Here is a 12,148-nt window from a genome sequence, read left to right as displayed (position 1 = left end):
ACCACGATCCCGAGGGAGCCCGTATGACCAGCAGCGCCTTCGCCTCCCGACGTCCACCCCTCACGCTCGGCGTCGAGGAGGAGTTCCTGCTGGCCGATCGCCGCAGCCGGATGACGGCCTCGCGGGCGGACCAGGTCCTCGCGGACGTGGGGGCGGTGCTGGGCCCGCGGGTGCAGAACGAGTTCTTCGCGACCCAGATCGAGGTGTGCACGGAACCGGTGGCGACCGCGGCGGAACTCCGCCGGCAGCTGGTGCAGGGCCGACGACTGACCGCGGCGGCGGCGCTGCGTGCCGACTGCCTGCTGGTGGCCTCGGCGAGCGGCATCCTCAGCCGCCGGCCGCCCCGGATCACCGAGGGCGACCGCTACCGGAAGATCGCCGACCACGTCGGCCCGCTGGCCACCGGTTCGGGCGAGTTCGGCGGCTGCCACGTCCACCTCGGCAGCCTCGACAAGGCGGACGCGCTGGCGCTGAGCGGTCGGCTGCGGCCGTGGCTGCCCGTGCTCCAGGCACTGATGGTCAACTCGCCCTTCGCCGACGGCAAGGACCGCAACTGCGCCAGCTGGCGCGCCCTGCGGTACGAGCGGTGGCCCACCGTGGGCCCGGCGCCGGTGCTCGACGAGCCGGGCTACGAGGTGCTGGCCGACCGGCTGGTCGCCGACGGCACCATCCTGGACCGGCGGATGCTCTACTGGTACGCCCGGCCGTCCGAGCACCTGCCGACCCTGGAGATCCGGGTGGCGGACGTCAACGCGGAGGTGGACGACACCGTCCTGCTCGCGCTGCTGCTCCGCGGGCTGGCCGTCGTGCTGCTCGACGAGGCGGACCGGGGATCCCCGGGACCGGTCGTGACCGACGCGCAGCTGGTGGGCGCCCACCGGCAGGCGGCGCTGCACGGCCTGCGAGGTACGGGGGTCGGTCCGGACGGCGTCCCCAGGCCGATGGTCCAGCTGTTGCACCAGTTGCTGCGGCACAGTGCTCCCGGGCTGGAGGCGACGGGCGACCTCGCGCAGGCGAGCACGATGCTCGGCGGCCTGTTGACCTCGGGGACGGGGGCCGAGCGCCAGCGGGCCGTCCAGCGCCGCCGCGGTTCGCTGGGCGACATCGTGGACGACCTCGCGCAACGAACGGTGGCGGGCTGAGGGCCGGCTGTAGGAGCTGGAGTTCGCGACTGGGCGGCGCACCCGCCTGATCAGGCGGATTCGCGCCGGACCAGTCGGGTGGGCAGGAGCAGGGGGTTCGGCTTCTCGCCCGCGACGAGGGCGAGGAGCATGCGCGTCATCTCGCGGCCGAGGGCCTGGATGGGCTGGTGGATCGTGGTGAGCGGCGGGTCGCACACCTCGGCTATCGGCAGGTCGTCGAATCCGATGACGGCGATGTCACCGGGCACCGGCCGTCCGGCGCGGCGCAGCGTCCTGAGTGCGCCCGCCGCCATGTTGTCGTTGGCGGCGAAGACGGCGTCCGTGTCCGGGTGTCGGGCCAGGAGGGCGTCCATGGCGGCGATCCCGCTGAGTTCGGTGAAGTCGCCGGCCTCCTCGCCGTGCGGGGTGAGCCCGGCGAGGGTGAGGGCCTCGCGGTAGCCGCGGTGGCGGGCGCGGCTGACGTCGGTGTCCAGCGGGCCGGTGATCATGGCGATGCGGGTGCGGCCCAGTGAGATCAGGTGGTCGGTCGCGGCCCGGGCGCCGCCGACGTTGTCGACGTCGACGAAGGAGGGGACGTCCTGGCCGAGCGGTCGGCCGCCGAAGACGGCGGGCACGTCCGACTCCAGGGCGAGCCGGGTCAGCGGGTCGTCCTCGCGCAGGGCCATCAGCATGACGCCGTCGACGGCGCGGGTGTGCAGCAGTTGCCTCACGCGCAGTTGTCCGCGGGCGGAGGTGGCCAGGCAGAGCATCAGATGGAGGTCGGTCTCCTCCAGCACCGTGGTGGCGCCGGCGACGACCTGGCCGAAGAAGGGATCGGCGAAGACCGCGGGGTCGTCGCCGGCGACGATGAGGGCCACCGCGCCTGCCTGCTGCGTCGCCAGTGCCCGGGCGGTGGGGTTGGGTACGTAGCCCAGCTCCCTGATGGCGCGCTGCACGGCCTCGCGCTTGTCCCGGCTGACGTGGGGTGCGTTGTTGAGCACCCGCGACGCCGCGGTGCGGGAGACACCCGCGCGCTCGGCCACCTCGTCCAGGGTCGGCCGCCGGCGCGTCGATTCGTCTGTCACGGCGTCTCTCCCCGATCTCGGTACCTCAGGAGGGTAGCGCTCCCGGACGGGAGTGGCTTGTACCCGACCTGGAAGCGCTTCCGGGTATGAACTGTAAGTGGCGTCGACCTCGATGGGAAGGGCGAGTTACGGCAGGTGCCTTGACACAGTAACGAGAACGGATCCACGATTGCCCGGCAGCGACGGGTGGCTGCGACGGTGACTGGAAGCGCTTCCAAAAAAGGCGCTTCCATTCACCGTCCCACGGACACCGGAAACGCTTCGGCAGTCAGCTCGGGAGCTGGATGCCGGCCTACCGCGACGCCCCGCCCCGCCCCCGTCGTCGTGCACCTCGCTCCTCGTCGAACCGCCGTCCTCACGCGGCCGTGCGGCGACCCCCACCCGAGAAGAGGTTCCACCATGCGTAGCCCCTCCCGTCTGACCGCGGCGATCCTGCTCGCCCTTCCGCTGGCGCTCGCGGCTCCCACGGCCGCACACGCGGATCCCGTCTCCAGCACCAGCGGCTTCTACGTCGACCCCAACTCCAGCGCCGCCGCGTGGGCGGCCGGCAACCCGGGCGACGGACGAGCCGCCGCGATCAAGGCCTCCATCGCCGCCGTCCCCATGGCGCGCTGGTTCGGCAACTGGAGCGGCACCATCGGCACCGCCACCGGTGCCTACGTCGGCGCGGCCCAGGCCTCGGGCAAGCTGCCCGTCCTGGTCGCCTACAACATCCCGGACCGCGACATCTGCGGCGGCCAGTCCGCCGGCGGCGCGGGATCCGCCGCCGCCTACGACACCTGGATCGCGGCCTTCGCGAGCGGCATCGGCAGCCGTCCCGCCGTCGTCATCCTGGAACCCGACGCGCTCGGCGACCAGAGCTGCATGACGTCCGCCCAGATCTCCAGCCGCAACGCCCTGCTCAACAACGCCATCACCCAGTTCAACAACAAGGCACCCAACACCTGGGTCTACCTGGACGCGGGAAACCCCGGCTGGATCAGCTCGGCCACGATGGCCCAGCACCTGGACGCCGCGGGCCTCAGCCGGACCCACGGCTTCGCGCTGAACGTCTCCAACTTCTACACCACCGCCCAGAACACCACCTACGCCGGCTCGGTCAACTCGACCCTCAAGTCCTCCTACGGCTACACCAAGCCCTTCACCGTCGACACCAGCCGCAACGGGAACGGCTCGAACGGCGCCTGGTGCAACCCCGCCGGGCGCAGGACCGGTACTCCCACCCAGCTCGGCGGCGGCGCCGAGATGCTGCTGTGGATCAAGGCGCCGGGCGAGTCCGACGGCAACTGCGGCGTCGGAGCCGGCTCGACGGCCGGCCAGTTCCTCCCCGAGGTCGCCTACAAGATGATCTACGGCTACTGAGCTCCGCCCACGGCCGGAGGCCGCAGCACCACGTACGCCCCCGCCCGGCGCACCGCGCACCCCCGCACCCCGCGCACCGGTGCCCCGCGCCCCCTCATCACCAGCTCCGACCACACCCGAGGAACCCGATGACTCACAGCCTGCCCAGAACCGTGCTCCCCGCCGCCGCAGTCGCCCTGGTGCTCGCCCTCGCCGCCCCCGCGACCGCCTCACCCGTACCGCCGGCGACAGCCGCCGGGCACACCCTGCCGGCCGGCACCCGCTTCTACGTCGACCCCGGCAGCGACGCAGCCCACCAGGCCGTCACCGACCTGAGGAACCACGACCTGGCCGGCGCCGCGGCCATGGCGAAGCTGGCGAGCTGGCCGGAGGCCACCTGGTTCACCGGCGGCACCCCCGCCGAGGTGCAGGGCCAGGTGGCCAAGCTGATGCGGGACGCCAGGCGCACCGGTACCGTGCCGACACTCGTGGCCTACAACATCCCGCTGCGCGACTGCTCGCTCTACTCCGCCGGCGGCGCGCAGTCCGACGCCGAGTACCAGGCGTGGATCAAGGCCTTCGCCCAGGGCATCGGCAACGGCAAGGCCGTCGTCGTGCTGGAGCCCGACGGCCTCGCGAACCTGCCGTCCGACTGCGGCCCCGCGTCCGATCCCACCGGCGCCCTCAGCGCCGGCCGCATCGCCGACCTCAACGTCGCCGTCGACGCACTGGAAGGGCAGCCGGGCACCTCGGTGTACCTGGACGCGGGCAACAGCCACTGGAAGGGTGTCGGCGACATCGCCCAGCGGCTGCTGCAGGCCGGGGTGACCCGTACCCAGGGATTCTCGCTCGACGTCTCCAACAACCTGGCCACCGACCTGAACACCCACTACGGCACCTGGGTCTCGAACTGCCTCTGGTTCGCCACCGAGGGCCCCGCCTGGGCGAACGGACACGCCGACTGGTGCGCCGGCCAGTACTACTCCCCGGCCGCCCCGAACGACGGACAGCCCGGCAACGCGGTCGATCCGGACGACCCGAGCACCTGGCACTGGACCGACCAGTGGTTCCAGCAGAACGTCGGAACCCCGCCCGCCGACCGGCTCACCCACTTCGTGGTCGACACCAGCCGCGCCGGCCGCGGCGCCTGGACCCCGCCCCCGGGCAAGTACGCCGGCGACCCGCAGATCTGGTGCAACGCACCCGACCGCGGCATCGGCGCCCGGCCCACCGCCGACACCGGCGTCCCCCTGGTGGACGCCTACCTCTGGATCAAGACCGTCGGCCAGTCCGACGGCCAGTGCAACCGCGGCGTCCCCGGCGGCACCGTCGACCCCGAGTACGGCATTGTGGACCCGGCCGCCAGCGCGTGGTGGCCCGAGCAGGCCCGGTCCCTCGTCCAGAACGCCGTTCCGGCCCTCACGTTCAACCTCAACCTGCACTGAGCGGGGTCGGGGGCCGGCGGCGCAGCACCACCGCGCCGCCGGCCCCCGACCGACAGTCTGGGTGCCCGTACGGCCCGGCCTTCTATCTCCAACCTGCATTGTTCCTAGAATGGTCGGGTGAGGGATATCGATGCGATCGCGGTGTTGCAGGATCCGGTGCGGCGACGCCTGTACGAGTACGTGGTGGCGCAGGGGCGTGAGGTGGGCCGCAACGAGGCCGCCGAGGCGGCGGGGGTGGCGCGTACGCTCGCCGCGCACCATCTGGACAAGCTGACCGAAGTAGGGCTGTTGGAGAGCGGCAGTCGCCGCCTGACGGGTCGTTCGGGGCCGGGGGCGGGGCGTCCCGCCAAGGTGTACACGCGGGCGTTGACGGAGCATGCGGTGTCCCTGCCCGCCCGGGACTACCGCACCGTCGCGGAACTGCTGGCCGAGGCCGCGGAGGAGGCCGGGCTGGACGTCGGGCTCTACGCGGCCGCGCGCCGCCGGGGCGAGGCGCTGCGCGGGCCGGCTGCGCCCTGCGGCGACCTGGCGGAGGCGATGGAGGTGCTGGCCGCCCGCGGCTACGAACCGCACCTGGAAGGCTTCGAGAGCCCCGAGGGCCCCGAGAGTGCTGAGAGTCCCGAGGGGGCGCCCGGGGCGGCGCCCGGTTCGAGCGGGGCCGTCGTCCGTATGCGCAACTGCCCCTTCCACGCCGTGGCCGAACGCTTCCCGCCGCTCGTGTGCGGCATGAACCTCGCACTGCTGGAGGGGCTGCTGGGTTCGGACGGCCCGGTCCGCGCCTCGATGGACGCCCGGCCGGGAGAGTGCTGCGTGGTGGTCGCGCCTTCTAAAAACAACAATGATTGACATAGAAAGACGGGTCGTGCTGGGATAGGCGCATGACCGCACCCGCGCGCGCCGCCCACCTCGCCCAGCTCAACGTCGCCACCCTCCGGCACCCCCTGGACGACCCGCGCATCGCGCCGTTCGTCGAGCTGCTCGATCCGGTCAACGCCGCCGCCGACGGCGCGCCCGGCTTCGTGTGGCGGCTCGCGGAGGAGGGGGAGGCCGACGCCACCGGACTGCGCCCGGCGGGCGAGGACGTCATCGTCAACCTGTCCGTGTGGCAGAGCCAGGAGGCGCTGTGGGACTTCGCCTACCGCAGCGGCCACCTGGAGGTGGTGCGGCGGCGCCGCGAGTGGTTCGAGCGGCACGTCGAGTCGCACCTGGTGCTCTGGTGGGTCCCCGCCGGCCACCTCCCCACCGTCGAGGAGGCCCTGGAGCGGCTGGCCGACCTGCGGGCGAACGGACCGTCACCCCGGGCGTTCACCTTCGCCTCCTCCTACACGGCCGACGAAGCCGCCCGCACCGTGGGGCCGACGCCGGCCGGGAGCCCAGCAGTGCCCTGACCGCCGGTGCCCCGAACGGCAGCCCCCCGAGGAGCGAAAGCGCGCCCGGCGGCAACCCGACGGCCGGAGCGTCCGCACCGGCCCGCCGTCCGGCGGCCGGATGTTCGACCCACCACGGCGCCGCCGTGGTCGGTGCGCCGCTCCCAGGGGCGTCAGCCGGATCGCGGAACCGTGCGACGGCCACGGCCCGCACCGTGCGGTCGGGGCCGCGCCGGAAGTGCAGCGTGAACTCCACCCACTGCCCGGCGCGCAGTGCGGGCGGGCGCACGACCAGCAGGTCCGTCCCCTCGGGGGACATCCGCACCTCCGCCCGAGCGGGGACGCTTAGCTGCCCCGCCGGCTCCCAGCTGCCCGCGGCGCCACGGTGCACGTGCCGCTTCAGCACCGCCCGCGAGCCCGGCCCCACGGTGGCGCCCGTCAGTTCGTCGGCGACGTCGCCCGGATTGCGCAGCACGAAGAAGGCGGCGGTCACCCCACCCGTGGCCGAGAGCAGGATCCGGCCCTCACCCACCTCGATCGGCTCGGCACGCCCGGCCCCGCCGAAGGACGTCCAGCCACAGAGGAGCGCCATCGCCCCGGCCGCCGCGGCGAGCGGCGCGAAGGCGGCCCGGCTCACCGCCGCCCGGCTCACCGCGCACCCCGCGAGGAGGGCGCCGGCCGCCAGCTGCGCAGCCGCAGGCTGTTGGCGACCACCAGCAGGGAACTCGCCGACATCGCGACCGCCGCAAGCATCGGGTTGAGCAGGCCGAGCGCGGCGAGCGGCAGGAGCGCGACGTTGTAGCCGAACGCCCAGAGCAGGTTCGTGCGGACCGTGGCCATGGTGCGCCGGGCGAGTCCGACCGCCACCACCAGGGACTCGATGTCGCCCCGCACCAGCGTCAGGCCGGCCGCGCCGATCGCCGCGTCCGTCCCGCCGGCCAGGGCGATCCCCAGATCCGCCGACGCCAGGGCCACCGCGTCGTTGACGCCGTCGCCGACCATCGCCACGCGCCGCCCGGCGGCCTGCAACCGCGCGACGACCTCGGCCTTGCGCTCGGGCGAGGCCGAGGCGTGCACCGCGGTGACGCCCAGCTGCGCGGCGACCGCATGCACCGCACCGGGCCCGTCGCCGCTCAGCAGGACCAGGTCCAGGCCCAGGGCGCGCAACCGGCGCACCGTGCGCCAACTGCCGGGACGTACCGAATCGCCCACCGACAGGACGGCCGAGACCAGGCCGTCGAGCTCCACCAGCACGGCGGTCAGCCCGGTCGCGTTCGCCCGAGCCAACGCCGCCCGCAGTACGTCGGGAACGCCGGACACCTGGTCGGGACGCACCACGCGGACCAGCCGGCCGCCGACCGTGCCGCTCACGCCGAGACCCGGAGTCGCCACGAAGCCGTCCGCTGCCGGGAGTTCCGCCCCGTCACCGCGCCGCGCCGCTGCCGCGACCGCCCGCCCGATCGGATGCTCGGACCGGTCCTCCACCGCCCCGGCGAGGCGCAGCACCTCCTCCTCGCCGACGTCGTGGACGGTGGTGATCTCCCTGAGCTCCATCCGGCCCGTCGTCAGGGTGCCGGTCTTGTCGAGCACCACGGTGTCGACACGTCGCAGACTCTCCAGCACCTCCGGCCCGCGCACCAGGACACCGAGTTCGGCGCCCCGGCCCGTCGCGGCGAGCAGCGCGGTGGGCGTCGCCAAGCCGAGTGCGCACGGGCACGCCACCACCAGGACCGCCACCGCCGCGGTCAGGGCTGCCTGCGGGTCGGCGCCCGCACCCAGCCAGAAGCCCAGCACGCAGACGGCCACCACCAGCACGCACGGCACGAACACTCCGGCCACGGCGTCCGCCACCCGCTGCGCGCGTGCCTTGCCGGCCTGCGCATCGGCCACCAGGGCGGTGATCCTGGCCAGTTGGGTGTCCGCGCCGACCGCCGTGGCGCGCACCACGAGCACGCCGCCCAGGTTGATCGTCGCCCCCGCGACGTCGTCCCCGGGGCCGACCTCCACCGGCGCGCTCTCGCCGGTCAGCAGGCCGGCGTCCAGGGCCGAGCCGCCCTCGACGACGACGCCGTCCGTGGCCACCTTCTCGCCGGGCCGCACCACGAACTCGCGGCCCGGCGTCAACTGCCCGATCGGGATCCGACGTTCCGTTCCGTCCACGCGCACGCAGACGTCCTTCGCGCCCAGCTCGGCCAGGGCCCGCAGCGCCGAACCGCCCCGGCGGCGGGCCCTGGCCTCCAGCAGGCGGCCGCACAGCACGAACAGCGGTACGCCCACCGCCGCCTCCAGGTACACGTGCGCCGCGCCGCCGCCGTCCGCGGTGAGCGAGAACGGCATCCGCATGCCCACCGTGCCGGCGCCGCCGAGCGACAGCGCGTAGACCGACCAGCCGAAGGACGCCAGGACCCCGAGACTCACCAGGGTGTCCATGGTGGCCGTCGCGTGCCGCAGCCGCTGCCAGGCCGCCTGGTGGAAGCCGTACGCGCCCCAGGTCACCACCGGCAGTGCCAGCAGGAGGCACACCCACTGCCAGGCGGGGAACTGCAGTGCGGGCACCATCGACAGCGCGAGCACCGGCAGCGACAGCGCGACCGTCGCCGCGAGCCTCGCCCGGTCGCCGTTCCCGGTCGGCCCGGCGGCGCCCTGCTCGGCCTGCACCGGTCCGGCGGTGTAGCCGGCGCGCTCCACGGCGGCCACCAGGTCGGCTGCGGTGACACCGGCCGGATGCAGCACCCGGGCGCGGCCGGTGGCGAGGTTGACCGTCGCCCGCACCCCCTCGATCCGCGACAGGCGCTTCTCCACCCGCCCCACGCACGCCGCGCACGTCATGCCGCCCACCGTCAGATCGGTCACCCGCTGCTCCGTCGAGGTGGTCATCGGTGCGCTCCCGCCCCATGCCCGGACATGCCCGGCACGTCGCCGCCGGACGTGCCGTCCGAGCCGCCGTCACCCGGGTCGCCGGACGGACCGCCCAGGGCGGGCGGCCGCAGTCCCGGTGCGACCGGCCCCAGGGCGCCGCCCAGCGCGAACGCGACGCCGAAGACGGCGACGAGCAGCAGCACGAAGCCCGTCAGGGCGAGATGAGGCCGGACACCCGGCGGCGTTGCTTCCATACCCCAGCAGTCGGAGCCGGGCGGCCACAAGTTCCCGGAGCGTTCGGATCCGTCCGGCGCTCCCACGATTCGTGCACGTTCTTGCCGGTGACGGCTGTGACGGCCCTGTCGGCTACCGGTAGGTTGTGCCGGTGCGGACACCGGGCGGCTGGCCGGAGCGGACCTCGCGAGGTCTCCTCTGCGCCTCGGCCTGCCTGCTGCTGGGGGTCGTGGCGCACGTCGCCGGGGGCGGTGCGCTCCCCGGCCCGGGTGCGCTGGTCGGCCTGTTCGCCGCGGTCGCGGTCCTCGGGACGATTCTCCTCGACGGCCGCGGACGGCGCCGGTTCGACGTGACCGTCTCCGTCCTCGCAGCCGTGCAGTTCGCGCTCCACCTCGCCCTGGAGCACCTCTCCATGCGGATGGGGACGGTGGCGGTCGGCTCGGGGACCCGGCACGACGGCCACCAGGGCGGCGGCGAAGCCCTGTCGGGTGCGCACGCGGCGATGCGGATGCCCGCGGGCATGGACATGGGGCCGGGCCCCGGGGTGATCCCGGCCGTTCCGACCACGGGAACTCCCACGGACGGCCTGGCCGGGCCCATGGCGCACGGCATGGGATCGGCGATGACGGTCGCACACGCCCTCGCCACCTTCGGCGCGGCCCTGTGCGTCCTGCACGGTGACCGCCTGCTGCGACGCCTCGCCGCCCTGGTGGTGCGCCGCCTGGTCGTGTCGCTGTCGCTGTCGCACCGTCCGCTTCCGACGCGCGGCGGTGTGCCCGCCCGCAGCGTGCCCGTCGCGCCCGCGCACGGTGTGCTCCTGGTCCGATGCGTCCCGCGCAGGGGACCGCCGGTGGCGGCCCGGGCCTGACAGCGGAGCGCTCCGACGTACGGGGCGCGCGCTTCGGCCTGCCGTCCTCGCCCCGGCGGCGAGGCCCGCCACCCATCGGTCACCTCCGCGCCCGTGGGTCATCCCCGCGCGCCCATTCCTGGAGCAGACATGCCCTCCCTCGTGGAACCCGTTCCCCCCGCCCTCCCACCGGACACCGAGCAGGCTCCGCCGCGCCCCGCGCGGTCGTGGTCGGCCGCCCGCGCGCTGCTGGTGCGCCTGCACTTCTACGCGGGCATCCTCGTCGCACCCTTCCTCCTCGTCGCGGCCCTGACCGGCCTCGCCTACGCCTTCACCCCCCAGCTCGACCGGCTCGTGTACGAGAGCTGGCTCACCGTCGAGCACCCCGGCGGCGCGATACGCCCGCTGGCGGAGCAGATCGCCGCCGCCCGCCGGGTGCACCCGGAGGGCACGCTGGCGTCCGTGATCACCCCGCCGGGGCCCGAGGACACCACCCGCGTGGTGCTGTCCCTGCCCGAGCTCGGGGAGAAGCAGCGCACCGTCTTCGTCGACCCCTACACCGCGCGGGTCCAGGGCGACCTGACGACGTGGTACGGCTCCACGCCGCTGACCACCTGGCTGGACGACCTGCACCGCAACCTCCATCTCGGCGAGTTCGGGCGCCTGTACTCCGAGGTCGCCGCGAGCTGGCTGTGGGTGGTCGTGGCCGGCGGCCTGATCCTGTGGCTCGGCCGAGCCCGCGGTCGCCGGGCTCCCGGCGTCCGGGGCGTGGTGCTGCCCGACCGGTCGGCCCGCGGCGTGCGGGGCACCCGCAGCTGGCACGCCGCCACCGGCGCGTGGCTGGCCCTCGGCCTGTTCTTCCTCTCGGCCACCGGCCTGACCTGGTCCCACTACGCCGGTGACCGGTTCGGGGCGCTCCTGGACACGGTGAAGGGGCACGCCCCCGAGCTGGACACCAGCCTCCCCGGCGCCGCCGCAGCCGACCCGGCCGCCGGCGGGCAGTCCGAACACGCCGGCCACGGGGCCGCCGCGGCGTCGACGGCGGACGCTGATCCGGCCGCCTTCGACGCGGCCCTCGCCGCCGCCCGGGCCGCCGGGCTCGGCGGAACCGTGACGGTGACCCCGGCCGAGGGTCCGGGCTCCGCCTGGACGGTCGCCCAGAAGGACAACACCTGGCCGGTCCACTACGACCAGGTCGCCGTCGACACCGGCACCGACACCGTCACCGCCCACACCCGTTGGGCCGACTACCCGGTGCCGGCCAAGCTCTCCAAGCTCGGCGTCCAGGGCCACATGGGCAACCTGTTCGGCCTGGCCAACCAGTTCGCCCTCGCCGCCCTCGCGGTCGGCCTGGGCTTCGTCACCGTCCTCGGCTACCGGATGTGGTGGCAGCGCCGCCCCACCCGCGCCGACCGCACCGCCCGCGTCGGAAAGGCCCCCGCCCGGGGTGCCTGGCGGCAGTTGCCCGTACCGGCCCTCGCCGTCGGCATCCCGCTGACCGCCGCCGTCGGTTGGGCCCTGCCCGTCCTGGGCGTGACCCTGCTGGCCTTCGTCGCGGCCGACGTCCTGGTCGCGCTGGCCGCGTTCCTCGCCTCCCTGACCATCGGCGACATCGACGTGCCGGTCGCCGACGTCTGGGCCGTCCTCACCGGCGGCGGCGACCCGGGCAGCCGCTTTGTCGTACACGAACTGCGGCTGCCCCGCGCGCTGCTGGCCCTGGTGGTCGGCCTCTGCTTCGGACTGTCCGGCGCCGTCTTCCAGGCGCTGCTGCGCAACCCCCTGGCCAGCCCCGACATCATCGGCGTCAGCGCCGGCGCGAGTGCCGCCGCCGTTCTCGCCTCCATGGCCT

Annotated in this window: 11 protein-coding genes; 7 read left to right on the top strand and 4 right to left on the bottom strand. The window is 74.4% G+C overall.

Going from position 1 to position 12,148, the window contains the following annotated elements; genetic code table 11:
• The first annotated feature begins 23 nt into the window (after nucleotides 1–23).
• The gene (locus ACFTWP_RS08325) at nucleotides 24–1,142 is read left to right on the top strand and encodes a YbdK family carboxylate-amine ligase (RefSeq protein WP_380263450.1); all 1,119 of its coding nucleotides are present in this window, start codon (nucleotides 24–26) and stop codon (nucleotides 1,140–1,142) included.
• 50 nt (nucleotides 1,143–1,192) lie between these two features.
• Here the strand turns inward: ACFTWP_RS08325 and ACFTWP_RS08320 are convergent, their stop codons facing one another.
• Entirely contained in the window at nucleotides 1,193–2,206 is a 1,014-nt protein-coding gene (locus tag ACFTWP_RS08320; protein WP_380263449.1) for a LacI family DNA-binding transcriptional regulator, read from the bottom strand.
• 399 nt (nucleotides 2,207–2,605) lie between these two features.
• Between ACFTWP_RS08320 and ACFTWP_RS08315 the strand changes: the two genes are divergently transcribed.
• From ACFTWP_RS08315 to ACFTWP_RS08300, 4 genes are all read left to right on the top strand, one after another.
• Nucleotides 2,606–3,568: a glycoside hydrolase family 6 protein gene (locus tag ACFTWP_RS08315; RefSeq protein WP_380263448.1), complete on the top strand. Its 963-nt coding sequence runs from the start codon at nucleotides 2,606–2,608 to the stop codon at nucleotides 3,566–3,568.
• Between the two features lie 128 nt (nucleotides 3,569–3,696).
• Entirely contained in the window at nucleotides 3,697–4,992 is a 1,296-nt protein-coding gene (locus ACFTWP_RS08310; RefSeq protein WP_380263447.1) for a glycoside hydrolase family 6 protein, read from the top strand.
• 117 nt (nucleotides 4,993–5,109) lie between these two features.
• A complete protein-coding gene (locus ACFTWP_RS08305) occupies nucleotides 5,110–5,838 on the top strand; it encodes a helix-turn-helix transcriptional regulator (protein ID WP_380263446.1) in 729 nt (242 codons plus the stop codon).
• Between the two features lie 32 nt (nucleotides 5,839–5,870).
• A complete protein-coding gene (locus tag ACFTWP_RS08300; RefSeq protein ID WP_380263445.1) occupies nucleotides 5,871–6,380 on the top strand; it encodes a DUF3291 domain-containing protein in 510 nt (169 codons plus the stop codon).
• On the opposite strand, the gene ACFTWP_RS08295 is transcribed toward ACFTWP_RS08300, so the two are convergent.
• From ACFTWP_RS08295 to ACFTWP_RS08285, 3 genes are read right to left on the bottom strand one after another with little or no spacing between them, the layout of a single operon-like run.
• A complete protein-coding gene (locus ACFTWP_RS08295; protein WP_380263560.1) occupies nucleotides 6,298–6,951 on the bottom strand; it encodes a copper chaperone PCu(A)C in 654 nt (217 codons plus the stop codon). The two genes, ACFTWP_RS08300 and ACFTWP_RS08295, sit on opposite strands and share 83 nt — an antisense overlap.
• 56 nt (nucleotides 6,952–7,007) lie before the next feature.
• Complete coding sequence (locus tag ACFTWP_RS08290) at nucleotides 7,008–9,236, bottom strand: heavy metal translocating P-type ATPase (RefSeq protein ID WP_380263444.1); 2,229 nt, start codon at nucleotides 9,234–9,236, stop codon at nucleotides 7,008–7,010.
• Entirely contained in the window at nucleotides 9,233–9,472 is a 240-nt protein-coding gene (locus ACFTWP_RS08285) for a hypothetical protein (RefSeq protein ID WP_380263443.1), read from the bottom strand. Before ACFTWP_RS08285 ends, ACFTWP_RS08290 begins: the two co-directional genes overlap by 4 nt.
• A gap of 131 nt (nucleotides 9,473–9,603) precedes the next feature.
• On the opposite strand from ACFTWP_RS08285, the gene ACFTWP_RS08280 reads away from it, so the two are divergent.
• Nucleotides 9,604–10,320 (top strand): hypothetical protein, encoded by a 717-nt coding sequence (locus ACFTWP_RS08280; protein ID WP_380263442.1) that lies wholly within the window; start codon nucleotides 9,604–9,606, stop codon nucleotides 10,318–10,320.
• Nucleotides 10,321–10,449: 129 nt separating this feature from the next.
• A partial coding sequence (locus ACFTWP_RS08275) for an iron chelate uptake ABC transporter family permease subunit (protein ID WP_380263441.1) occupies nucleotides 10,450–12,148 on the top strand: 1,699 nt, incomplete at its 3' end.

It is taken from the genome of Kitasatospora sp. NPDC057015 (assembly GCF_042673745.1).
Taxonomy (GTDB): Bacteria; Actinomycetota; Actinomycetes; order Streptomycetales; family Streptomycetaceae; genus Kitasatospora.
This window is presented reverse-complemented; position numbering and strand designations above follow the sequence as displayed.